We start from the raw sequence: 22787 nt of genomic DNA, 5'->3' as shown, positions 1-22787 counted from the left end.
CGCACATTAGCCTATTATAGACAAAATCTTTTCATGTGTAAAGGGTTTTTCCTTTTCAGCATAAAAATCTTTGTCTACTTCATAAACGGGAGCTGCATCCCGCCTTTTCCTTTTTTCTTGCCCGTCATTTGTGAAGACATCTGTTTCATCATTTTTTTCATATCATCAAACTGTTTGAGCAGCTTATTCACATCTTGAACGGTCGTTCCACTACCTTTAGCAATTCTTCGCTTTCGGCTAGCATTCATCAGTTTAGGGTCGACTTTTTCCGCTTTCGTCATGGAACGAATGATCGCTTCCACTTTTCCAATTTGGCTGTCGTCAACTTGCATGTTCTTTAAGCCTTTCATTTTCCCAGCACCTGGAATCATCCCGAGTAGGTCTTCTAAAGGCCCCATGCTCTTCACTTGATCGAGTTGTTCCAAAAAGTCATCAAACGTCAAGTCGGCATTGCGCATCTTCGCTTCCAACTCTTTGGCTTTCTCTTCATCGACGTTCGTCTGTGCTTTTTCAATTAATGAAAGTACATCACCCATACCGAGAATTCGAGACGCCATTCGCTCTGGATGGAATGGTTCAAGTTGGTCAATCTTTTCACCCATTCCGGCGAACTTAATCGGCTTGTCAGTGACCGCGCGAATCGATAAAGCTGCCCCTCCGCGTGTATCGCCGTCTAGCTTCGTTAATACGACGCCATTAATTTCGAGCTGTTCGTTGAAATGTTCGGCAACGTTAACGGCATCTTGACCGGTCATCGCATCGACAACAAGAAGAATTTCATCAGGAGTTACAGCGTCTTTCATCTGCAGCAGTTCACCCATAAGTGATTCGTCCACATGCAAACGACCTGCCGTATCCAAGATGACCGTGTCATGTTGGTTATCTTTCGCCATTTGCACACCTGCATTGACGATGTCCACCGGGTTTTTATCGGTCCCATCCGAGTACACAGGCATATTTAATTGCTTTCCGAGTGTATTCAACTGGTCAATGGCCGCTGGACGGTATACGTCAGCGGCAACGAGCATCGGTGTTTTGTTCTTTTGCTTTCGCAAATAGTTGGCAAGTTTCGCCGCTGTCGTCGTTTTACCTGCACCTTGCAAACCGACCATCATAATGATCGTAGGAGGTTTGTTCGCTGTAGCAATCTTGCTTTCTTCAGCGCCCATCAATTCAGTCAGTTCTTCGTTGACGACTTTGATGACTTGTTGGCCGGGAGTTAAACTCTTCATCACTTCCTGGCCAACGCCCGTTCTTTAATGCGGTTTACGAATTGTTTCACGACTTTAAAGTTCACGTCGGCTTCGAGCAAAGCAAGCCTCACTTCACGGGTCATTTCTTTGACGTCCGCTTCGTTAACCTTTCCTTTACCCTTAATCTTTTGCATCGTTTGTTGAAGTCTTTCCGCTAAACTTTCAAATGCGATTGGAATCCCCTCCTTACTCTTCGGCTCGTTCTAATTCTTCACTAATCCGGAGTAATTCCCGGTTATCTGTCTCGTCACCGATCTCTTTAAGTGCCTTGTATAGCTCTTGTCGAATTCGGTATCGATGAAAAAGACCCAGCTTCGCCTCATAGTCTTCAAGCATCTGTTCACTGCGGCGAATATTATCATACACCGCCTGCCTGCTCACCTCATAAAGTTCAGAGATCTCACCGAGCGAATAATCATCGTAATAGTAGAGCTTTAAATAATTGCGTTGTTTGTCTGTGAGAAGCGAATGATAGAAATCAAACAACGCGTTCATTCTCATCGTCTTTTCAAGCACTGAATTCACCCTCACTGTTAAGTGAATAGCCTTTACAATTAAATGTTACAAGCTGCGCGTCACGCTGTCAAGAAACGGTTAGTCCTCTTCTTTCTCGACCATGTTTTGAAAAAGTCCGTACGTGAACTGTTCCGCTTGAAACGGCTGTAAGTCATCCATCTTCTCGCCTAGCCCAACAAATTTCACTGGTATATCAAGCTCGTTGCGAATGGCGAGCACAATTCCACCTTTCGCCGTACCATCAAGCTTCGTTAACACAATCCCGGATACATCGGTGGCTTCTTTAAATTGTTTTGCTTGGGCCATCGCATTTTGACCAGTCGTTGCATCCAGAACGAGCAACACTTCATGAGGAGCGCTCGGTACTTCACGTTGGATTACACGCTTCACTTTCTCAAGCTCTTTCATGAGATTCACTTTATTTTGCAAGCGGCCAGCGGTATCACACAAAAGCACATTCGCCCCACGAGAGCGGGCAGCATGAATGGCGTCGTACATGACCGCTGCAGGGTCTGAACCTTCGGCTTGCTTGATTACATCTACACCGACGCGCTCTCCCCAAACCGCTAACTGTTCAATCGCCCCTGCACGAAATGTATCCCCGGCGGCTAACACAACTTTTTGGTCGGTTTGCTTGAAGTGGTGTGCGAGTTTACCAATCGTCGTCGTTTTTCCAACACCGTTCACACCGACGAACAAGATGACAGTCATCCCATCGGGGTTCATTGTAAGCTCACTGTCATGACCGGTAAAATCGAGTCTTTCGGTCAATTTTTCACTAATGATCGGTAAAATATCGTGACTGTTTTTAACATTTTTCAGCTTTGCCTCATCTCTAAGTTCATCAACGAGTTCCATGACCGTATTCACGCCAACATCTGCCGAAATGAGAAGTTCTTCAAGTTCTTCAAAGAAATCTTCGTCTACAGTTCGATACTTTGCAGCGAGACTGTTCATTTTCTCAGAGAATGAATCTCTCGTCTTTTGCAAACCATCTTTAAATTTATCGGTCATCGAATCGGTTTGATTCGTCACGCGTTCTTTAAGTTTTCGAAAGAAGCTCATGTCATCTACACCTTTCCACGATTTAATCTCCCGAGACGATGGCCTCGAGTTGTTCGGTTTCTTCTAAACGAACGGAAACAAGTCGCGATACACCTGATTCTTCCATTGTGACCCCATACAGTGCGTCACAAGACGCCATCGTCCTTTTCTGTGTGTAATGACGATGAATTGGGTTTGGTGAGCGAACGACTGTAAATAGTTTGCAAACCGAGTGACGTTCGCTTCATCTAACGCGGCTTCCACTTCGTCCAATATGCAAAACGGCACCGGTCTCACGTTCAAAATCGCGAACAATAGAGCAATGGCAGTGAGCGCTCGCTCTCCACCAGAGAGTAGGGATAGCGCCTGGCGTTTCTTTCCTGGTGGTCGAGCAAAAATATCAATCCCACTCTCGAGCAGATCATCTGGGTCGCTCAGCTCGAGGTCAGCCTCTCCTCCCCCAAACATTTTCCGGTACGTTTCTTTAAATTGTGCGCGGATTTGCACGAACGTCTCACGAAACTTCCGCGTCATCTCCTCATCCATCTCGCGAATCGCTTCTTGAAGAGTGCGTCTCGCTACTAATAGATCTTCTTGCTGGCTTTTAAGGAAATCGTGACGTTCGGAAATCCGTTCAAACTCATCAATCGCTCCAAGGTTGACAAACCCAAGCTCATCAATCGCTTTTTTTAGCAGCTTCACTTTCGTACGTGCTTCGTCCACAGGAATGGACAGCTCATAGTCACGTCTTGCCGCTTCATAACTTTGTTCATATTCGGATTGCAGACGGTTTAGCAAGTGGTCGAGTTCAATGTCTAACCGGTGAAGGCACAGTTCCTCATCTTGCTTTTTCGTTGCCTCTTCACTTACCCGCACTTCGTAACGTTGAACTTGCTCTTCTAACAATTGAAGTTGTTGTTTCACTTGCTCACGTTTTGCTTTGCCATCCTCAACCTTCGCCTGCTCAGTTTTCTTTTCCTCAGATGTCAACTGAATATCATCATCAATCGTCGATGAGCCTTCTGATAAGTCACCGAGTCTTGATTCTAATGTTTTCCGCTCATCTTTGGCGGCTTCAAGACCTTTCTGATGTTCTTTTACATCCGCTTGCAACCGTTTGACGGTTTGTTGCTGACTTTCGAATTGTTCTTTTTGTTTCGCCCGCTCAATTCTCATCTCCGTCACACGCTCTTGGAGATCTTTCTCCGAGGACTCTTCTTCTTTTTTGAGCGCTTCTTTTTGTTCGATCGACTGCTGGAGTTGTTGTACACGTGTGACGAGTGACTGCTCTTTTTCTTCGGTTCGTTCCACATGCTCTTCGGTATCGGTAAGCTCTTGTAAATAGCTTCTCGCTCTTTAATATACAAGGAATGATGCGCCCCGTCCCGCTCCTTTTGCTGGGCAAGTTTTTGGGCTTGTTCTTTTGCTGTTTCCAACTCTAAACGAATGGTTTCACTTTGAAGGAGTTGTTCCTGTTTCTTTTCTTCAAGTTGAGCGAGTGTCTCTTTTTCAGTCGCAACTCGTTTTTCAAGAGATTGAATCGCTTCCTCAATAGACGTTTGCTTTTCTCGTAGCTCTTCTCGTTCACGCTTCCTACCGAGCAGCTCCATTCCTTTACGCTTCTCGCCCCCGCCAGTCATCGACTCCAGGGTTGATCACGTCACCGTCCATCGTAACAATTCGGTTTTTATAGTTGACCATTTGCGCTAATTGATTTCCTGCTTTTAAATCTGTCGCAATAATGACGGCTCCGAGCAAGTTGCCAATGACCGGTTCGAGCTGTTGTTCATACTGAACGTTTTCTTTAGCCGTCCCTAAATAGCCATCATGGGTTTGCAGCTTTTGTACGAGAGCTTCAGGAATTGTACGCGCTCGCATGACGTCTAACGGTAAAAATGTTGCCCGACCTTCTCGGTGGTTTTTCAAATACTGAATGGCTTGACGACCTGAACGTTCGGTATCAACGACGACGTGTTGGAGCGCACCGGCAAGTGCCGTCTCAATCGCCGTCTCAAACTTCTTATCAGAAGAGACGAGGGATGCGATCGGACCGACAATCCCTGTCAGGTTCTCACGGTCCTTTGCTTGAAGAACAGCTTTAACTCCTTGAAAGAAGCCAGCGTGTTCTTGCTCCATTTGGTCTAGCAAAGCGAGTCGTGACGTCACATCTTCCTCGATCGATACCCACGATAGAGATGATCTTCTGTGTCTACCTTCTTTTGGGTCGCCTGCTCAATCTCTCCATCCAACGATTGCTCATCATCATTGGCTGCTTCGCGCTTGGCTTGAAGTGCTTTCACACGTTGAATCGCCTCTTGATGCTGCTTATCCTGAGCTTTTAACTCCTCATCTGTCCCTTTATTCTCTTCATCCAAGATGCGCAAGCGATGGCGTAGCTTTTTTCGTTGTTCATCGTGATAACGCAACTCATTCTTTGTGGCAGCTTGTTCATTCAAAACATCGATATACGTCGTTTTTAATGTTTCAATCTCTTCTTCAAGATCCTCTTTCGAACGGCTTGCACGGTTCGTTAACTCTTTCCACTGTTCGTCTAACGCCGTTAATTGATTCGTCTTTTCTCGAAGATCCTGATCTTCATCATCCAACTCTGTTTTCTTTCTTTTCCATTCACTTTCAATCGCCGTAATCCGTTTGTCCAACTCATCCAAACGGGTATAGGCATTCGTCCCTCGTTCGTCCATGAGCTTCTTGTGGCCTTCTTGTTGCTGAAGACGTTCACTAGCTTCTAACAATTTCGTCTGAGCAGATTCTAAGTTTTGTTCAATGTTTTGAAGTTTATTTGTTTCTTCTTTTCTCGCATCCGTATACGAAGCCAACTGTTTCTCTTCTGTTTTCAGACGTTCCTGTAAGGTTTCGACATCTTGTTTGGAAACAGACCATTTTTTATGTTTGTCTTCAATGTCAATCGCAAGAAGTGCGACATCTAGCGCAGTTAATTCTTCTTTTTTCTCAATGTATTCTTTTGCCGTTGACGCTTGGATTTCTAAAGGCTCAATTTGCTGCTCGAGCTCATGCAAAATGTCTTCTACCCGATCCAAATTCTCCATCGTTTCTTGAAGTTTCTTTTCTGATTGCTGTTTACGAGATTTATACTTCAATACGCCTGCCGCATCTTCAAACATCGCTCTACGCTCTTCAGGTTTAGAAGAGAGAATCTTTTCTACTTCTCCTTGCCCGATCATGGAATACGCTTCTTTGCCGAGCCCAGAGTCAACGAGTAAATCTACGAGATCTTTTCTGCGACAACTCGTCCCGTTTAACTTATATTCGCTCTCCCCACTCCGAAACAATTTACGCGTCATACTAATCTCCGTATAGTCCGATTGTAAATGACCGTCTTCATTGTCTAACACGAGTGTAACTTGAGCGAGGTTCACTCGTTTTCGCGATTCACTGCCAGCAAAAATGACATCTTCCATTTTTGATCCACGAAGCTGTTTGGCGGACTGTTCTCCTAGCACCCATCTCACGGCATCCGCAACATTGCTTTTGCCGCTACCGTTTGGGCCGACAACGGCGGTAATTCCTCGGTCAAAGTCTACGGTCAGCGGTGACGCAAAAGACTTGAATCCTGAAATTTCCAGTCGTTTTAAATGCATACATGTACCCTCAATTCAACCTTACCCCTTATTTCCTGATCTGACTTTTTTTACGTCTCACCTTTTCAAACATGAAAATCGCCTCTAAAATAAAAGAGAAAAGGAGGCTATTCATGGAACTTCAAGAAGCAACAAAAGAGAATATGACTTACATGTTTGAAAAGCTGCAGGAACGATTAAACGTCGTCAATCGGGCGATTCTAGACCAGATGGCTATTCGTTATCACGATATGATGATATTCGTGATGTGTACGATTACGTCATTCATCATCCTAATCTAAGCGTAAAAGAGATCGATGCGCTCGTTTCTGAGCTTGGGTCCATTAAGGTTAAGAAATAATTCTCAGCACTAACCATTTTCTTAGAAATTGGTTAGTGCTGTTTTTCTACCACATCTTTGCTTAATTCTGCAAGTGCAAGTTGCGCAGCATGCTGTTCTGCAGCTTTCTTCGTCTTTCCTCTTCCTTCACCGTGCAATGCTTTATTTACATACACTTGTGAAACGAACTCTCGACTATGTGCAGGTCCTTCCTCAGCGACAATCTCATATTGAATTCTAGCGCCACTTTCTTGCTGAACGAACTCTTGCAATTGACTTTTAAAATCCATCACATGTGTATAACTGCCACTTTTAATCTTCTGATAGACCGTCTCTTCAAGGAATACGTACACCGAATCCATGCCTTGGTCAAGATAAAGTGCACCGACAAACGCTTCAAACACATCAGCGAGCATGGCTGGGCGTTCGCGGCCTCCACTCATTTCTTCCCCTTTACCTAAAAAGATAAGCGTTCCGAAGTTCAAACGCTCAGCTAAGTCTGCAAGGGATGGCTCACATACAACTGCTGCTCGGAGTTTCGTCATCTCCCCTTCTTGCATCGTCGGGAACCGTTTAAATATATGCTGGGATACGGCAAGCTCAAGTACAGCATCTCCAAGAAACTCCAATCGTTCATTATCTTGGTCCGAACGAAACCTCTGTTCATTCACATAGGATGAATGAGTAAATGCTTGATAGAGAATTTGTTTATTCGTAAACGTAATCGATAAACTTTCAATTAAATCATCAAACCGCCTTGCCAATTGCGGGTGAACATTCGTCTGAGCTTTACGTTTTGGCTTTCGCTCCGTTTGCCGCCGCATAAGCACACTCCTTTCAAAGATCCTAACCGGAAAACAAGTTCTGCACCTTTGTGCAGAACTTGTTCGTTCAGTTACTGTGCATCTATGTAATTGACGACATCAGCAACCGTTGAAATTTTTTCAGCTTCTTCATCAGAAATTTCAAGTTCAAACTCATCTTCAAGTTCCATAACGAGTTCAACAACATCAAGGGAATCTGCTCCGAGATCGTCTTTGAATGTTGCTTCCATTTTTACGTCTGCTGCTTCTACGCTTAGTCGATCTACGATAATCTTCGTTACACGTTCAAGTGTGTTATTCTCTGCCATATTTATTCGCCTCCATTAATCATCTTTCTCTTTTAAGAAAAAGATGGCAATCCTTTTGTTATTATAGATGAAACTTCGAAAAAAAACTAGTGAATATCGTCCTTTATCCCATGTACATACCGCCGTCTACATGCAGGGTTTGCCCTGTCATATAACGACTTGCATCACTGGCAAGAAAAACGACGGCTTCTGCAATGTCCTCTGGCTTTCCGAGTTCATTTAGCGGAATGTTTGCCAACAAACTAACTCGCGTTTGTTCATCAAGTTGGTCGGTCATTTCCGTTGCGATGAACCCAGGAGCAACCGCATTGACACGGATGTTCCGTGCCGCAAATTCTCGAGCTAGCGTCTTTGTTAGACCGAGAACACCTGCTTTTGCCGCTGTGTAATTCGCTTGGCCCGCGTTCCCAATGGAACCAACAACCGATGCAATGTTAATGATCGCTCCGCTCCGCTGCTTCATCATTGGTCGGGATGCCGCTTTGGAGCATAGAAACACCCCCTTTAAATTTGTATCGATGACTGCGTCCCAATCGTCACTTTTCATGCGCATAATGAGGTTGTCTCGTGTAATCCCGGCGTTATTAATGAGCAGGTCAATGCCCCCGAATTGAGATTGCACTTCTTGAAACATGTTCTTGACGTCATCTTCACTCGCAACATCTGCTTGAATGGTGAAAGCCTCAACACCTTCAGCTATACATTCATTTTTTACTTCGTCTGCTTTGGCAGCATTTCCAGCATAGTTAATCGCAACATCTGCCCCTTGTTTTGCAAGAGCGACTGCAATGGCGCGACCAATTCCTCGTGAACCACCAGTAACAAGTGCTTTTTTGCCATTTAACGTCATTATCTCACCGCCTTTACTGCTTGTTTAAATTGTTCAGCTTCTTCGAGGTTGCTGATGGAGAAAACATTCACATCTCGGCGTTGAATCTTTTTTACGAGCCAGACAAAACTTGACCGCTCCCAAATTCAACGAACGTATCTACCTTCACGAATCATAAAGCGGATCGTGTCCTCCCAATACACCGGTGAGGTGAGCTGCTCTACTAGACCTTGCCGCAACTCTTCTCCGTTTGAAACTGGTGCAGCATGAATGTTCGTTACAACGGGGACACGTGCATCTTGGAATTCAATCGCTGTGAGTACGTCTCGCAACTGCCCTTTTGCCGGTTCCATTAACGCTGAATGGAATGGACCGCTCACGTTTAATGGCATCACTCGTCTTGCCCCTTCTTCTTTAGCAGCCGCAGATGCAACTTGTACCCCTTTAACCGTCCCAGAAATGACGATTTGACCAGGAGCATTCAGATTTGCCAATTGAACAGCGTGGCCTGACTCACTTACTCGCTTTGTGATCTGCATGAGCGGCTCACGCTCCATCCCGATGACGGCCGCCATCGTCCCCTCACCCGTAGGAACAGCTGCTTGCATAAGCTTGCCTCGCTCATGAACCGCATAAACTGCGTCATCAAAACGAAGGCACCCGCTGCAACAAGCGCGCTATACTCCCCAAGACTATGCCCAGCCATGTAACTAGGCTCAATCTCGGCATCTTCTAAAAGGGAAAGACTTGCAATACTCGCTGTTAGAAGCGCTGGTTGCGCGTTTGCCGTTTCTTTCAATTGTTCTTCAGGTCCATCTTTCATTAACTCGCTTAAAGAAAATGGCAGCCTGTCATCCGCACGGTCGAGAATTGCTTTTGCACTGTCACTGTCACTCGCTGCAGCATGTCCCATTCCGAGCGCTTGAGAACCTTGACCAGGAAATAAATATGCAATGTTTTTCATCGTTTCCACTCCCTATTCCTCTGAAGAAGTTAGTTCACGTTCAATCACTCCGGGTACTTGTTCTTCAACCATTTGCATCGCCTGTCTGATTGCATGAAATACCGCAGTATGATCCGATGAACCGTGCGCTTTAATAACGGGGGCACGCAGTCCGAAAAGCCCAGCTCCACCATAGTGGGAATAACTCATTTTTTCTTTAATATTTTTGAAGGAAGGTTTCAATACTCCGGCGGCGAGCTTGTTCATCGTTGAAGAAGTGAGCTCGGTTTTTAGTATAGAAAACAATGACTCCGCGGTTCCTTCGATCGTTTTTAGGAGAATGTTACCTGAGAAACCGTCCGTGACGACGACGTCACAAACGCCGTTTAACACGTCCCGTGCTTCTACATTGCCAATGAAATTAAAATCGGCTTCTTGCAAGCGGGCAAACGCCGCTTTACTTAACTCATTGCCTTTGCCTTCTTCTGTTCCAACATTCAATAGCCCAACACGTGGGTTTTTACGGTTTTTTACTTGTCGCAAGTAAACGTCACCCATCACCCCATACTGATAAAGGTGTTCCGGCCGCGCATCAACATTCGCCCCGACGTCTAGCAACAAAAACCCTTCACCGTCTAGCGTCGGAAGCATCGGTGCGAGTGCTGGTCGCTCTACCCCTTCAATGCGCCCAACGTGTAAAAGTCCAGCTGTCATTAATGCCCCGGTATTGCCCGCTGAAATACACGCTTTCGCTCTTCCTTCACGTACTTCTCGAACTGCGAGCACCATCGACGCTTCTTTTTTTCTTCTCACTGCTTTTGTTGGAGAATCTTCAGAAGTGATCACTTCTGTCGTATGCTTTACTTCAATTCTTTCGTGATCTGTTAGGTGAGGCTTGATCAATTCTTCGTTTCCGATCAGTTGGATCGTAATATGATCAAACGCTTTAACCGCAGCCAGGGCTCCAGCTACTTGTGCTTTAGGAGCGTGATCTCCACCCATGGCGTCTACCGCTATTTTCATTGCCGATCCCCTTTTCTCCGCATCTTGTTTGATAAGTTTTCCACTTCAATCGCCTGTCCTCGTGACATAATAAACTCACCGGAAAACACAACCGATTGGTCGACTGTGCTCGTCACTTCGACGACCGACCAGCCGTCATCTGTCTTGACTACCTTTGCTTTAGCGATGACACGGTCCCCTGCTTTTACTGGCTGAGAAAACCGAACTTTTGCACTGCCGGTAACGACAAACTCATTATTAATAATGGCCACTGCAAGTGAATTCGCTTGGGCGAACATATGGTGCCCCCGAGCAATCCCATTTCTTGAGAATACTTGTTCATTCGTAATTTCCATAATTGAAATGGCTTTCTCATCTAATTCTAGATCAACGACCTCACCGATAACTTCTTCGTTTGTCAGTGCCTTCACGTCATCGTGGTGACCTCTAGCTACAGACTTTATTCGCTCCCGAAGTTCTGGAATTTGTAGTTCCATACGGTCCAAACGGATCGTTTGAATACTAACAGAAAACCGTTCCGCCAACGCCTCATCTGTAATAAATGGATCGGCTTCGATCGTTTCTTTCAGTTCGCTTTTTCGAATATGTTTAGGCTTTTTCATTCTTAAAGAGCACCGCATTTCTATGACTAGGTCCTAATAGTAGTTTGCAACAGTCCAAAGATAAAATCAACCGTTGAACATTGTTAATCAAGCTTGTCTTCTGACAACGCTCCTGAAGTGACCAAGTCCGTTCGCAACGCTTCGTACTCAGGGTCTTCCCAAAAAGAGGAGGATTCAAACAGCGATTTTGCATCTTGTCTAGCCGTTTCTAACGCCCGGTAATCATGCACCGGATCGGCAAGTCTAAACTTCGGCATGCCACTTTGCTTTTTCCCGAGTAACTCACCAGGTCCACGTAATTTCAAATCTTCTTCGGCAAGTACAAATCCGTCAGTCGTTTCTGTCATAATGCGCATACGCTCTTTCCCGGTCTCTGATGACGGGTTGGCGAGCAAAATGCAATACGACTGGTTGTGACCTCTACCGACGCGACCACGAGCTGGTGCAACTGCGCTAGACCAAATCGATCTGCATCATAGATGACCATGCATGTTGCATTTGGAACATTCACACCGACTTCAATCACTGTCGTCGCAACGAGAACATCCAAATTTTGGGATGTGAATTGTTCCATCACTTCTCGTTTTTCATCATTGTGAAGGCGTCCATGAAGCAAACCGACGTGGTCCCCCGAAAGAATTGCTTGTAACTGCGAATGCAAATCGATGGCATTTTGGACATCGAGCTGTTCTGACTCCTCGATGAGCGGGCAAACGAAATACACTTGCCGTTTGTTCTGAATCTCTCTCTTAATGAAGTTAACAACCCGCTCAAACAAAGACATGTTCACCCAATACGTTTCCACTGCTTTTCGACCCGTAGGTAACTCATCGATCCTTGATACGTCCATGTCACCATACGCCGTAATCGCCAAAGTTCGAGGAATAGGTGTTGCGGTCATGAATAAAACATCAGGGTCGCCTTTTTCTTTTAGGGCGCGACGTTGCTTCACCCCAAACCGGTGTTGCTCATCAGTGACGACAAGACCTAACTTCGGAATTGGAACATCTGGCTGAATGAGCGCATGCGTTCCAATAATCATGTCCACTTCTTTGTTTTCCAGTTGTTCAATGATGTCGCGACGCTCCGCCGCTTTCGTTGACCCTGTGAGCACCGAGACATTCACTGGATCGTCAGCAAACATCTCTTTAAAAGCTTCATAATGTTGACCTGCTAGAATTTCTGTTGGAACCATTAATGCGGCTTGCTTCCCAGCAGTAACAGCAGCATACATTGCGATGGCTGCAACTGCTGTTTTGCCTGATCCTACATCCCCTTGTAAGAGACGATTCATTCGATGCCCACTGCGCATATCAAATAGAATTTCTTGTAGAGAACGCTCCTGCGCTCCTGTGAGTGTAAAAGGAAGCCCTTGAATAAACGTGCTCACTCGCTCTTGGTCATCTTGTAATCCTTCTAAGTATTCACTTTTTCTTAGCGCATGCTATAGGCGTGCATGCGTAGCTGAAACGTCAAAAACTCTTCATAAATAAACCTGCGCCTTGCATGCTTTAGTTGCTCTGCATCTTGTGGTTGATGCAGTTGCCTTAACGTTTCTTCTATTGATGGCAGCTTGTACTTCTCTCGAATAGAGAAAGGAAGCATCTCCAAAGGAAATACTTCTCTATTACGGGAAAGATCCGCAATCCATGTTTTTAATTGTCGATTTGTAAGTTTGCCTGTCAATTGATAGATCGGATCATACGGAGTACGTTCTTGACGCTCCCCGATTTCAATGTGTTTGGCTGTTACTTGTGCACGGCTTCGATTCCATTTCCCGGTTACTGTGATCGTCATCCCTGGTGAGAGTTTCCCTTTTAGGAATGCACGATTAAAAGCAGTCACCTCTATTGCGTGACCGCCGCTGTCCAATCGAAAGGTAAGAATGTTTTTTGCTTTACTGTAGCGGCGCACTCGCGCCTCACCGATCATCTCACCGGAGATGGTTGCCTGTTCATTATGTTCAATGTCTTCAATCGGTCTGATTTCGATATTTTCATAACGAAAGGGGATGTGAAACCATAAATCTTCGATTGTGGATATGCCGAGCGCTCCAAATCTTTTTCTGCTTCTGGTCCGACACCTTTTAATTGCTGGACTTCTGAGTGGCGATCCATCCCATTCACGACCGCTCTAGCGATATATTAAAGATTTTGGTCTCAAGTTCTCTACCTGTCGGTGTCGCGGCCAGACCACCCATTGCTGTTTCTTTGAGTGACTCAGACATACTTTCGCCAATCCGGTACATTGCATCAATGACCTCATCACATGGAATTCGGCTTTCAATACCTGCTAGAGCCATGTCAGCAGCTACCATAGCAATGGCCGCTCCAGCTGCATTTCTTTTAACACAAGGAACTTCTACGAGTCCAGCTACAGGGTCACAAACGAGGCCGAGCATATTCTTTAACGCCATCGCCATCGCTTCAGCAGATTGCCTTGGTGTCCCTCCAGCAAGTTCAGTCGCTGCCGCAGCAGCCATACCTGCTGCCGAACCGACTTCAGCTTGGCAACCACCTGCTGCACCAGAAATGGATGCATTGTTGGCGACAACAAGTCCGAAAGCACCTGACGTTAATAAATACCTTTGCATCGCTTCTCTTGAAGGGTTTAGCTTGTCCTTAAGACTAAAAAGCGTACCGGGTACAACTCCAGCAGACCCCGCTGTTGGCGTCGCACAAATCATGCCCATAGCGGCGTTCACTTCATTGGTCGCCATCGCACGACTGACGGCATGGAGCACCGTGTCCCCACTTAGCCCTTTGCCTTCGGCAATGTATTGTTCGAGCTTCTTACCATCACCACCGGTGAGTCCAGACACAGAACGAATATCCTCTTCTACCCCACGCTTTGCCGCATCTTCCATGATCTTTAATTTCTCATCCATATCTTCTAAGACCGCTTCTCGACTTCGTCCGGTCACTTCAACTTCTTGGCGAATCATCGCCTCTGAAATCGAGATCTGGTCACGATCCGTGCGTTCGATCAATTCAGCTACATTCCGAAACATTAGTGATCACCTCAATATCATTCATTCAGCTTCGCTACTTGTGTAATGTGTTCGAGACGTTCTAACGATTCAATCATGTCATCTGTGACGGATTGATCCATTTCAATCACCATTAACGCTTCTCGACCTTTTTCTTTACGTGAAACTTCCATATGCCCAATGTTTACTTTGTGCGCTGCTAAAAGGTTGGCGACGTTAGCAATTACGCCGTAACGATCTTGATGGACAATGAGAAGGGCAGGATGATGTCCTGATAAATTAAGTTGAAAGCCATTAAGCTCCACCACTTCAATCTTCCCACCACCAATGGATATCCCAACGAGTTCCATTGATTTCTCCTTCGCCTCAAGACGGAGCTTAACTGTGTTTGGGTGGTCCATTATCGCATCTTCTTCATGGAATCTGACACGCATTTTTCTTTCTTTTGCAAGCTCTTTCGCTTGTGGGATTCGCTCATCAAACGTGTCGAAATCCAACAATCCACCGATAAGAGCAACATCGGTTCCGTGACCTTTATACGTCTTTGCAAACGACCCGTATAGGTGGATGTTCACGCGCTCAGGTTGCTCATGAAACAATAATCTTGCGAGCCGACCAATTCTTGCCGCACCCGCCGTATGTGAACTAGATGGACCGATCATAATCGGCCCTATAATTTCTGTTACACTCCGATACTTCATGCTAATCCCCTCTCAACCGAAGGTTTACTTGTTTTCATCTGCAGGGATCACCATGATTGCGATGGTTCCCGGCCCTACGTGTGTACCGATGACAGCCCCAATTTCTGTTTTGACTGTTGACACCGTATTAAGCCTAGACGAGACGGTTTCAAGAACAGAATCACCGACATCACTCGCGACTGCATGTGAAAGACCAATCTTCACGGGCTGATCGTTATACTCCGCAGCGAGTGTCTCGACAATCTTATCAATTGCCTTCTTGCGGCCTCGTACTTTTTCAAAAGGGTACACTTCCCCTTCTTTCGAAAGTGATAAGATCGGTTTCATCTTTAATAGCGAACCGATAAGTGCTGCTGCCTTTCCAATACGTCCGTTTTTTTGCAGATATTCAAGTGTCTCGACAAGAAAGTATACCGATGTTGATTCAAGCAACTCATCAATTCGCGCTTGTACCTGTTCCGCACTCGCCCCAGTTGCAGCAAGTCTAGCAACATCCTCTACGATAATCCCAATGGAATAACTCGCCTTTTTAGAATCAATCACATGAACACGAATCTTGTCTTCAACTTCTCCTGCTGCAATGCTCGCCGCTTGGTAAGTACCGCTAAGTTTGGATGAAAGGTGTATCGAAAACACGATCGTCTCTTCATCTGCATCTGTGCTAATTTTTGAGTAGAGCGTTTCAAAGTCATAAGGTGACGGCTGAGAAGTTGTCGGCATCACACTCGTCTTCCCCAACTTCTCATAAAACTGCGCCGGTGAAAGTTCTTCCCCGTCCAAGTACGTTTCTTGCTCAGAAAAGTTCACCTTTAGTGGAATGACCGTAATATCTAGTTCTTCAACAAGATCTTTAGGAATATCCGCCGTACTGTCTGTGACGATCTTCACACGTGTCATCGTTCAACCATCCCCCCTGCTATTCAGCAGCTATAATATAATGATACAGTGGCTGTTTGCCTCGTGTACTTCAGTCTCAACGTCTGGGTGATGGCTTTCAATATGCTTAATGAGCGCATCTGTACACGACTGTTCCGCGTCTTCCCCGCTAATGATGGTGACCATTTCCGTGTCTTCATCGATCATCTTCTCGGTCACTTTTACAAGTGTCTCGTTTAACGGATCACCTGCACTAACAATTTTATTCTCAACAAGCCCCATGTAGTCGTCTTTTTTAATGTCGATGCCTTCGATGGACGTGTCTCGAATTGACGTCGTCACTTGTCCACTACGGACATGTTGAATACTATCGGTCATCTCCTCTTGGTTCTGATCAACATCTTGCATGCCATTAAACGCAAATAAAGCGCTTAACCCTTGTGGCACAGACTTTGTTGGGATGACTCGAACATCTTTATCGCTCACTTCAGCGGCTTGCTCAGCCGTCATAATGATGTTGCTGTTATTTGGAATCAAAAAGATATGCTTCGCATTAAAACGTTCAATGGACCGAGTCAGCTGCTCAGTACTCGGGTTCATCGTCTGTCCACCTTCGATTACTTCGTCAACGCCAATGCTCTTAAATAGCTCACTGACACCACTTCCCATCGCAACGGTAATGAGCGCAAAGTCTTTTTGCTCACCTGGCGCCGCGGCAGGTATGTGACCATCATAATCGTTAGAAAGAGCCGCATGCTGATCTCTCATATTATCGACTTTCACGTGAGTAAGATCGCCATACTTTTGCGCTTCGTTCATCACAAAGCCCGGATGCTCAGCATGAATATGAATCTTAATGAGGTCCTCATCACTTACGACGAGTAGTGAATCTCCGTATTGACTCAACGTGTTACGAAAATCATCTTCCACATAAGGATTCTTCTTCACTTTCTCATCGTCAAAGCGAATCATTACTTCTGTACAGTAGCCAAACTCGATGTCTTCAGCAGCCATATCGCCTTGAATATTATGGTGTTCGACCGTAACGAGCTCTTCCATTGTTGGTTGCTCTGTTGCGTAATCATCGGTCGTTTCGCCTCGCAGAGCCGCCATCATTCCTTCGTAAATGTAAACGAGCCCTTGGCCACCAGAGTCAACAACGCCGACTTCTTTAAGCACTGGCAACAAGTCTGGTGTTCGCTTAAGAGACGCCTTCGCTTCTTCAATGACAATGGCGAGTAACTCTTCGGCGTCCCGATGCTTCTTCACAGCTTTCTTTGCAGCTGCTGCTGCATCTTTAGCTACCGTAAGAATCGTGCCTTCTACAGGCTTCATAACCGCCTTGTACGCCGTTTCTACTCCAGCGTCTAATGCTTCGGCCAAATGCGTACCGTCTAGTTCTTGCTTTTGCTCAATTCCTTTGGCAAATCCGCGAAACAGTTGAGACAAAATCACACCAGAATTGCCTCTTGCTCCCATAAGCAATCCTTTCGAAAATCGTTTTGCCACTTCACTTGCTGAAGCTGAATTGCCTTGGTTCATTTCTTTGACACCTGACCGAATGGTCAAGCTCATATTTGTTCCTGTATCACCATCTGGCACAGGAAATACATTTAGAGCATCGACGCGCTTCGCATGTTTCTCAAGCGACGCTGCTCCCTCAGTAAACATGGCCAGAAGCATCTGGCCGTCTATCTTATTCGACACTGTATACCACCTCATTTATCCATACGCTACGGGTTTGTAACACGAACACCCTGTACAAAAATATTGACTGACTCCACATTTAAGCCGAGCAGCTTTTCAAGTTGATACTTCACTTTCGTTTGCACGTTATACGCCACCTCGGAAATCTTCGTTCCGTAGCTGACAATAATGTACATATCAATAATTAGATCTTCATTTTCTTCTCGAATGACAACCCCTCGAGAAAAATTATCTCTTTTTAGTAGTTCGGAAATGCCGTCTTTAATCTGCTTTTGAGAGGCCATGCCTACAATTCCGTAGCAATCGGTCGCTGCTCCTCCTGCAACGGTAGCAACAACTTCCCTAGAGATGTCAATGGTACCTAGTTGTGAATTCATTTCTAAGGCCATAGCATCCTCCTTTCGTCAATCTGTAATGAGAACTATCGACAGTTTACTATATTTCTGGACTTTTATAAAGCGACTGTTAAGAAAACCATATTGATTTTTGTGCACAATCTATGCTAAGATGTTTCAGTGCAAGTAAGGGAAGTGTTAAGGTAAAGGAGGGAATATGATGGCACGTAAATGTTACGTTACGGGTCGTGGACCATCAAGCGGGAATAACCGCTCACATGCGAACAACTCATCAAAACGTCGTTGGGGCGCAAACGTACAAAAAGTACGTATTCTAGTAGACGGTAAACCAAAACGAGTTTATGTATCTGCAAAAGCTTTGAAAGCCGGCAAGGTGGAGCGCGTATAATCCGCGTCGCCAGCCGGTTTTTTACGACCGACGAAAGAAAAAGCCTCGCATAACGCGAGGCTTTTTCTTTCCAGGGTGTTGTGGCGCTCAATCTTTTTTAAATGAGTTCAGCATTGCACGAACAACTCCGCCGAGAAACTTAGGAAGCTTGATCGTATAAAATTTCATGACTATTCCTCCTTGAAGGCCAGCTATTACCGAAGAATAATTACTGACGGGCACATACGGATTCTTCTATATGTATATTCACCCAGAAGGAAATAGTACATCGTTTTTAAAAAAATTATTTTACTGCGTGACGAAGTTTTTCAATCGTTTCGTTTCGATTCGGTTGTTTATAAATAAAGGAACCGGCAACGAGCATGTTTGCCCCCGACTGTACACAAGCTTTCCCCGTCTCCTCATTCACTCCCCCATCAACTTCTATGAGAAGCGATTCATTTTTTTCATCCGCCATCTGCTTTACTTCTTGAATTTTCGGGAGAACAGCGTCAATAAAATGTTGCCCGCCAAATCCAGGGTTTACCGTCATAAGTAGAACGAGATCAACATCTTGAATCACATGGCGCACGACGTCAACAGGTGTATGTGGGTTTATTGCAACGCCCGCCCGGACACCAAAGCTTTTGATCAAATGAATGGTGCGGTGTAAATGTTTTGTCGCTTCGGCGTGAACCGTAATAATGTCTGCTCCTGCATTTACAAAATCCTCTACATATTTGTCTGGATCTTCAATCATCAAGTGCACATCAAGTGGCAACGCTGTCGAACGTTTTGCCGCCTCACAAATCATCGGACCGATTGTGATATTCGGGACGAACTTCCCATCCATTACATCCACGTGAATAAAATCGGCATTGTCAACCGCGCGAATGTCTTCGCCTAGTTTGGCGAAGTCCGCTGATAAAATCGATGGGGCAATATAGGTCATGTCTAGTACCTCCGTTTTTCTTCTTCTTCTTTTTCTGTAAAGAATGTTATATAGTTTTCGTAGCGAGAATGGGCAATCTGTTCAGTTTCCACAGCTGCTTTCACAGCACAGCCGTCTTCTTTTCGATGGGTACAACCTCTATACTTACAAGCTTTGCCTGTTTCATGAATTTCAATAAAACAATCGGCCAATACGTCCAGTTCTATGCCTGTAAAATCAAGCGAGCTAAATCCTGGTGTATCCGCAACTTGCCCACCTTCTACCGATAACAATTCCACATGGCGCGTCGTATGCTTGCCCCTTGCAAGATGTTTTGACACTTCTCCAATCGTGAGGGCTAGCCTTTCGTCAATACGATTCAAAAGCGTTGACTTGCCGACACCTGATTGGCCGGCAACGACCGTCGTTTTTCCTGCCAACGCTACTTTCACTCTCTCTGTCGTGTTGTCGTCAGACATCTGAATGACTTCATACCCGAGCGCTTCATAAAGACGCACAATTGCTGCTGCTTGCTGCAGTTCTTCTTCACTTGCGATGTCAGCTTTTGTAAGTACAATGACGGCTTCGACGTCCATCGCCTCGGTATGAACGAGAAGCCGATCCAATAAATACGAGGACAAGGCAGGTTGGACAATGGATACGACGAGCAGCGCCTGGTCAACGTTTGCAATGGGCGGTCGATGCATTTCATTGTCTCGTGGCAAGACCTTTTGCACGTAGTCATCTTGAAACTCAACATGGTCGCCGACGAGGGGCTTTATATTTTGTTTTCTAAATAATCCACGAGCTCGGCATCGCACGACTTCTGTACTCGTCTTTACTTCATAAAATCCACCGACTGCTTTGACGATTTGACCTTTCCTCAAATGCTCCACCTCAACTTAATCACCTTCGTATTCCAACGTATTTGACTGTCTCTCTTCATCATTTACATACAACGTATATGAACCGGAAACACTCGGACTTACTTCAAGAGGGACGAGATACACTTCGGATTCAGTAATCTCCTCTTCGACAAATACATCGGTTTCTCCGTCTGTACTTAAATCTTCATACTCTATGCGAATCGTGAACACATCACCAGCATCTGGATTCGTCACATTTACTGGGATTTCTGCATAACGCGTCTCGGTTGGCTCTTCTTCGACTGGAGGGGGCCTTCAGAAACAACGAACGTAATTTCACTGCCTTCTGAGACCGTTACAAACGGTCCTGGATCATGAGAAATAATGTTTCCAGCGGGAACAGAATCAGAATGTTCCCGCGTGAAATTCCCGCTTAAATTATGAGACTCAATATAATTGCTTGCGGCTTGCTCACTCGACCCTGTTAAGTCACTAATCGTGAACTCTGGCGTTTCGCTCACGACCAACTGCACGACTGTTTCGTCGACAACGACCTCTTCTCCGGGATTTGGGGTTTGACTCATGACCGTGTTCGGGTCAACATCGCTAGATTGTTCAAAACTGACATCAAGTTCAAAGCCGTCTAGCACATCTTCAGCTTCTTCCAAACTCATATCCGTCACATCTGCCATTTCCACTTGCTCAGGCCCGTCGCTTACTCTGAGCATTACAGAGCTATCAACTTTCACATTTCTCCCTGATGAAGGGGTCTGATAGTAAACGATATCCTCTTCGTATTCATCATGAAATTCTCGTTCAATGTTAATGAGCAAGTTGTTTTCTTCTAACAGCGTCTCCGCTTCACTCACATCCATTCCTAACACATCCGGGACTTGAACTTCATCAACCGCTAACCAAGACGGGATGACGACAAGTGCTAGAACGAGGGCTGCAGGAAACAGAATAAAAATGATAATGAGTGGGATAAGCCATTTTTTCTTCTTTTTTTTCTTTTTTGGTGCAGGTGCTTCTGCTTGTTCTTCATCTGCTCCAGAAGCAACAATCGTATCTTCTTCCGATTGTAAATCTGATAGAGCAGGCAACACACGGGTTTGGTCATCGTCTACTTCTTCAATGACTAGTGGCTCTTCATTTAACCGCTCTGGCAAAAAGGCAGTCTCAGCATCTGCGCGCATCTCTTGGACACTCGCATAGCGCTTGAGTGGGTCTTTCGCCGTCGCTTTACGAATGATATTGTTAATGCTCTCTGGCACATCTGGTCGAAAATCCTTCGCATTTGGAATGGTTTCTTGTAGATGTTTAAGAGCAATCGAAACAGCAGAGTCTGCATCAAAAGGCAATACACCTGTAATCATTTCATACAGAATAATGCCAAGCGCATACACGTCGGCTTGAGCTGTGACATGTCCTCCCCGTGCTTGTTCTGGCGAAAGATAATGAACGGAGCCGAGCACAGAATTTGTATGAGTGATCGTCGCCGCGGAAACTGCACGTGCAATCCCAAAATCCGTCACTTTTACGGTCCCATCATGATCAATCAAAATGTTCTGAGGCTTTAAATCTCGATGGACAATGCCTTGTTCGTGGGCATAGCTAATCGCTGCTGTAAGTTGATCGAAGATCTCAAGAACTTCAGTGAACGGCAACGATCCTTCTCCGATAATTTTATCTTTTAACGTACTGCCACCAATATAGTTCATCACAATATAAAATGTCTGGTCTTCTTCACCGACATCATAAATATCAACAACATTCGGATGAATCAAGCTGGTCGCTGCTTGCGCTTCTCTTCTGAAACGGCGAATGAACTCCTCATCATGAATGTATTGCGGTTGCAGTACTTTAACCGCCACTTCACGCTCTAAAATGACATCTTGGGCGCGATACACATTGGCCATGCCCCCGCCACCAATCATGTCTAGCAGTTCATAACGACCATCAATTCTCGAACCGATCATTACGCACTCCCCTCCTGCCGAAGCAAGATGAAGGTGATATTATCTTCTCCACCACGAGTGAGAGCAAGTTGCAAAAGCTCATCAGCGCTCTCTTCAAGTTGCGGTGAAGCAAGCGCACCCTCTACGTCGTCAGTCGTCAGCTTGTCACTAAGGCCATCCGAGCAAATAAGAAGTTCGCGAGTCCCTTCTAACGGGTGCGTACCTATATCTACTTGCACATGCTCTTCAGTTCCAAGTGCCCGAGTGACGACATTTTTACGAGGGTGAACCATCGCCTCAGCTTCCGTAATCTGACCTGATTTGACGAGCTCATGAACGAGGGTATGATCATTCGTAATTTGCAGTACGCCATCCTCTGTTCGTTCATAACAACGACTATCTCCAACATGAGCCGTAATAAAACGATCGCCAAACACGAGCGCACAGATGAGTGTCGTTCCCATCCCACTCATTTCTTCATGTTCGACAGATGCCTCGTAAATCCGGCGATTCGCAGCTTCAACGGTTTGGAGGAGCCATTGTTTGATGGCTTCCTCCTCAGCTGCTGGTGGTGCCTCTTGCCAGCGTTCTCGCACTGACTGAACCGCCATTTCACTCGCCACATCTCCAGCATTGTGCCCGCCCATGCCATCAGCCACGACGGCAAACAATAACTCGTCGGTCAGAAAGTAATCTCCGGCATCTTCATTATGCTCACGTAGTTTCCCTACATCAGTACGAAACGCAATCTCCAC

General features: G+C 45.5%; 22 protein-coding genes and 5 pseudogenes. 2 read left to right on the top strand and 25 right to left on the bottom strand.

All coding sequences use genetic code 11. From position 1 onward, the window contains the following. Nucleotides 1-74: 74 nt before the first annotated feature. The 7 genes and pseudogenes from ffh to JCM19037_RS13630 all read right to left on the bottom strand — a co-directional run bounded on the left by ffh (nucleotide 75) and on the right by JCM19037_RS13630 (nucleotide 6433). A pseudogene (ffh, locus tag JCM19037_RS13650) lies at nucleotides 75-1426 on the bottom strand (signal recognition particle protein). Nucleotides 1427-1439: 13 nt separating this feature from the next. Then, nucleotides 1440-1769, bottom strand: a complete 330-nt coding sequence (locus JCM19037_RS13645; RefSeq protein ID WP_042402007.1) for a putative DNA-binding protein — start codon at nucleotides 1767-1769, stop codon at nucleotides 1440-1442. Between the two features lie 78 nt (nucleotides 1770-1847). Continuing rightward, nucleotides 1848-2834: a signal recognition particle-docking protein FtsY gene (gene ftsY, locus JCM19037_RS13640; protein WP_042402004.1), complete on the bottom strand. Its 987-nt coding sequence runs from the start codon at nucleotides 2832-2834 to the stop codon at nucleotides 1848-1850. A gap of 22 nt (nucleotides 2835-2856) precedes the next feature. Then, a pseudogene (locus JCM19037_RS13635) lies at nucleotides 2857-3989 on the bottom strand (hypothetical protein). A 5-nt stretch (nucleotides 3990-3994) separates the two neighbouring features. Further along, on the bottom strand, nucleotides 3995-4453 hold the full coding sequence (locus JCM19037_RS27420; RefSeq protein WP_238544729.1) for a hypothetical protein: 459 nt from the start codon (nucleotides 4451-4453) through the stop codon (nucleotides 3995-3997). Next, nucleotides 4428-4979 carry a hypothetical protein gene (locus tag JCM19037_RS23040; RefSeq protein WP_052363896.1) on the bottom strand — a complete coding sequence of 184 codons (552 nt, stop codon included), beginning with the start codon at nucleotides 4977-4979 and terminating at the stop codon, nucleotides 4428-4430. The genes JCM19037_RS27420 and JCM19037_RS23040 overlap by 26 nt, the downstream gene beginning before the upstream one ends. Then, complete coding sequence (locus JCM19037_RS13630; RefSeq protein ID WP_052363895.1) at nucleotides 4976-6433, bottom strand: chromosome segregation SMC family protein; 1458 nt, start codon at nucleotides 6431-6433, stop codon at nucleotides 4976-4978. Before JCM19037_RS13630 ends, JCM19037_RS23040 begins: the two co-directional genes overlap by 4 nt. A 71-nt stretch (nucleotides 6434-6504) precedes the next feature. Between JCM19037_RS13630 and JCM19037_RS30155 the strand changes: the two are divergent. Further along, a pseudogene (locus tag JCM19037_RS30155) lies at nucleotides 6505-6773 on the top strand (DUF1128 family protein). Nucleotides 6774-6805: 32 nt separating this feature from the next. On the opposite strand, the gene rnc reads toward JCM19037_RS30155, so the two are convergent. The 12 genes and pseudogenes from rnc to JCM19037_RS13570 all read right to left on the bottom strand — a co-directional run bounded on the left by rnc (nucleotide 6806) and on the right by JCM19037_RS13570 (nucleotide 17943). After that, on the bottom strand, nucleotides 6806-7576 hold the full coding sequence (gene rnc / locus JCM19037_RS13625; RefSeq protein ID WP_042401998.1) for a ribonuclease III: 771 nt from the start codon (nucleotides 7574-7576) through the stop codon (nucleotides 6806-6808). A 71-nt stretch (nucleotides 7577-7647) separates the two neighbouring features. Further along, a complete protein-coding gene (gene acpP, locus JCM19037_RS13620) occupies nucleotides 7648-7884 on the bottom strand; it encodes an acyl carrier protein (RefSeq protein ID WP_042401995.1) in 237 nt (78 codons plus the stop codon). A gap of 103 nt (nucleotides 7885-7987) precedes the next feature. Then, nucleotides 7988-8734, bottom strand: a complete 747-nt coding sequence (gene fabG, locus JCM19037_RS13615; protein ID WP_042401992.1) for a 3-oxoacyl-[acyl-carrier-protein] reductase — start codon at nucleotides 8732-8734, stop codon at nucleotides 7988-7990. Then, nucleotides 8734-9677, bottom strand: a pseudogene (gene fabD / locus JCM19037_RS13610) (ACP S-malonyltransferase). The gene fabG and the pseudogene fabD overlap by 1 nt, the downstream one beginning before the upstream one ends. A 12-nt stretch (nucleotides 9678-9689) precedes the next feature. Next, entirely contained in the window at nucleotides 9690-10679 is a 990-nt protein-coding gene (gene plsX / locus JCM19037_RS13605) for a phosphate acyltransferase PlsX (protein ID WP_042401990.1), read from the bottom strand. Next, nucleotides 10676-11281: a transcription factor FapR gene (gene fapR / locus JCM19037_RS13600; RefSeq protein WP_042401987.1), complete on the bottom strand. Its 606-nt coding sequence runs from the start codon at nucleotides 11279-11281 to the stop codon at nucleotides 10676-10678. The genes plsX and fapR overlap by 4 nt, the downstream gene beginning before the upstream one ends. A gap of 83 nt (nucleotides 11282-11364) precedes the next feature. Further along, nucleotides 11365-13398: pseudogene (gene recG, locus JCM19037_RS13595) on the bottom strand (ATP-dependent DNA helicase RecG). Nucleotides 13399-13403: 5 nt separating this feature from the next. Then, a complete protein-coding gene (gene sdaAA, locus JCM19037_RS13590) occupies nucleotides 13404-14291 on the bottom strand; it encodes an L-serine ammonia-lyase, iron-sulfur-dependent, subunit alpha (RefSeq protein WP_042401984.1) in 888 nt (295 codons plus the stop codon). Between the two features lie 17 nt (nucleotides 14292-14308). Then, nucleotides 14309-14971 (bottom strand): L-serine ammonia-lyase, iron-sulfur-dependent subunit beta, encoded by a 663-nt coding sequence (gene sdaAB, locus JCM19037_RS13585; RefSeq protein WP_042401981.1) that lies wholly within the window; start codon nucleotides 14969-14971, stop codon nucleotides 14309-14311. Nucleotides 14972-14995: 24 nt separating this feature from the next. Next, a complete protein-coding gene (locus JCM19037_RS13580) occupies nucleotides 14996-15868 on the bottom strand; it encodes a DegV family protein (protein ID WP_042401979.1) in 873 nt (290 codons plus the stop codon). 30 nt (nucleotides 15869-15898) lie between these two features. Beyond that, nucleotides 15899-17554: a DAK2 domain-containing protein gene (locus JCM19037_RS13575; RefSeq protein ID WP_307189812.1), complete on the bottom strand. Its 1656-nt coding sequence runs from the start codon at nucleotides 17552-17554 to the stop codon at nucleotides 15899-15901. A 26-nt stretch (nucleotides 17555-17580) separates the two neighbouring features. Then, entirely contained in the window at nucleotides 17581-17943 is a 363-nt protein-coding gene (locus JCM19037_RS13570) for an Asp23/Gls24 family envelope stress response protein (RefSeq protein ID WP_042401978.1), read from the bottom strand. A 166-nt stretch (nucleotides 17944-18109) separates the two neighbouring features. Here JCM19037_RS13570 and rpmB point away from each other — a divergent pair, with 166 nt between their 5' ends. Further along, nucleotides 18110-18298: a 50S ribosomal protein L28 gene (rpmB, locus tag JCM19037_RS13565; RefSeq protein WP_042401976.1), complete on the top strand. Its 189-nt coding sequence runs from the start codon at nucleotides 18110-18112 to the stop codon at nucleotides 18296-18298. Between the two features lie 87 nt (nucleotides 18299-18385). Here rpmB and spoVM read toward each other — a convergent pair whose 3' ends face one another. From spoVM to JCM19037_RS13540, 6 genes are all read right to left on the bottom strand, one after another. Continuing rightward, nucleotides 18386-18466 (bottom strand): stage V sporulation protein SpoVM, encoded by an 81-nt coding sequence (spoVM, locus tag JCM19037_RS13560; protein ID WP_042401972.1) that lies wholly within the window; start codon nucleotides 18464-18466, stop codon nucleotides 18386-18388. A 115-nt stretch (nucleotides 18467-18581) separates the two neighbouring features. Then, entirely contained in the window at nucleotides 18582-19229 is a 648-nt protein-coding gene (rpe, locus tag JCM19037_RS13555) for a ribulose-phosphate 3-epimerase (protein ID WP_042401970.1), read from the bottom strand. Nucleotides 19230-19231: 2 nt separating this feature from the next. Continuing rightward, nucleotides 19232-20095, bottom strand: coding sequence for a ribosome small subunit-dependent GTPase A (gene rsgA / locus JCM19037_RS13550; protein WP_042402042.1), 864 nt, complete (start codon nucleotides 20093-20095; stop codon nucleotides 19232-19234). 15 nt (nucleotides 20096-20110) lie between these two features. After that, a complete protein-coding gene (locus JCM19037_RS23035) occupies nucleotides 20111-20329 on the bottom strand; it encodes a hypothetical protein (RefSeq protein WP_052363894.1) in 219 nt (72 codons plus the stop codon). A 2-nt stretch (nucleotides 20330-20331) separates the two neighbouring features. Continuing rightward, nucleotides 20332-22053 carry a Stk1 family PASTA domain-containing Ser/Thr kinase gene (gene pknB / locus JCM19037_RS13545; RefSeq protein WP_052363893.1) on the bottom strand — a complete coding sequence of 574 codons (1722 nt, stop codon included), beginning with the start codon at nucleotides 22051-22053 and terminating at the stop codon, nucleotides 20332-20334. Beyond that, nucleotides 22053-22787 (bottom strand): Stp1/IreP family PP2C-type Ser/Thr phosphatase, encoded by a 735-nt coding sequence (locus JCM19037_RS13540; RefSeq protein WP_052363892.1) that lies wholly within the window; start codon nucleotides 22785-22787, stop codon nucleotides 22053-22055. Before JCM19037_RS13540 ends, pknB begins: the two co-directional genes overlap by 1 nt.

Source organism: Geomicrobium sp. JCM 19037, from assembly GCF_000698105.1.
In the GTDB taxonomy this organism is placed as follows: Bacteria; Bacillota; Bacilli; order Bacillales; family Marinococcaceae; genus Geomicrobium_A.
Note: the sequence above shows the minus strand (reverse complement) of the source record. Positions and strands in the feature narration are given on the sequence as shown.

Bases quoted from the DNA above. Each gene is read 5' to 3' on its own strand.
- plsX (WP_042401990.1), bottom strand. From the start codon at position 10,679: ATGAAAATAGCGGTAGACGCCATGGGTGGAGATCACGCTCCTAAAGCA.
- ftsY (WP_042402004.1), bottom strand. From the start codon at position 2,834: ATGAGCTTCTTTCGAAAACTTAAAGAACGCGTGACGAATCAAACCGAT.
- fabG (WP_042401992.1), bottom strand. From the start codon at position 8,734: ATGACGTTAAATGGCAAAAAAGCACTTGTTACTGGTGGTTCACGAGGA.
- JCM19037_RS27420 (WP_238544729.1), bottom strand. From the start codon at position 4,453: ATGACTGGCGGGGGCGAGAAGCGTAAAGGAATGGAGCTGCTCGGTAGG.
- acpP (WP_042401995.1), bottom strand. From the start codon at position 7,884: ATGGCAGAGAATAACACACTTGAACGTGTAACGAAGATTATCGTAGAT.
- spoVM (WP_042401972.1), bottom strand. From the start codon at position 18,466: ATGAAATTTTATACGATCAAGCTTCCTAAGTTTCTCGGCGGAGTTGTT.
- sdaAB (WP_042401981.1), bottom strand. From the start codon at position 14,971: ATGAAGTATCGGAGTGTAACAGAAATTATAGGGCCGATTATGATCGGT.
- JCM19037_RS13630 (WP_052363895.1), bottom strand. From the start codon at position 6,433: ATGCATTTAAAACGACTGGAAATTTCAGGATTCAAGTCTTTTGCGTCA.
- rnc (WP_042401998.1), bottom strand. From the start codon at position 7,576: ATGCGGCGGCAAACGGAGCGAAAGCCAAAACGTAAAGCTCAGACGAAT.
- JCM19037_RS13570 (WP_042401978.1), bottom strand. From the start codon at position 17,943: ATGGCCTTAGAAATGAATTCACAACTAGGTACCATTGACATCTCTAGG.
- sdaAA (WP_042401984.1), bottom strand. From the start codon at position 14,291: ATGTTTCGGAATGTAGCTGAATTGATCGAACGCACGGATCGTGACCAG.
- pknB (WP_052363893.1), bottom strand. From the start codon at position 22,053: ATGATCGGTTCGAGAATTGATGGTCGTTATGAACTGCTAGACATGATT.
- rpmB (WP_042401976.1), top strand. From the start codon at position 18,110: ATGGCACGTAAATGTTACGTTACGGGTCGTGGACCATCAAGCGGGAAT.
- fapR (WP_042401987.1), bottom strand. From the start codon at position 11,281: ATGAAAAAGCCTAAACATATTCGAAAAAGCGAACTGAAAGAAACGATC.
- rpe (WP_042401970.1), bottom strand. From the start codon at position 19,229: ATGACCTATATTGCCCCATCGATTTTATCAGCGGACTTCGCCAAACTA.
- JCM19037_RS13580 (WP_042401979.1), bottom strand. From the start codon at position 15,868: ATGACACGTGTGAAGATCGTCACAGACAGTACGGCGGATATTCCTAAA.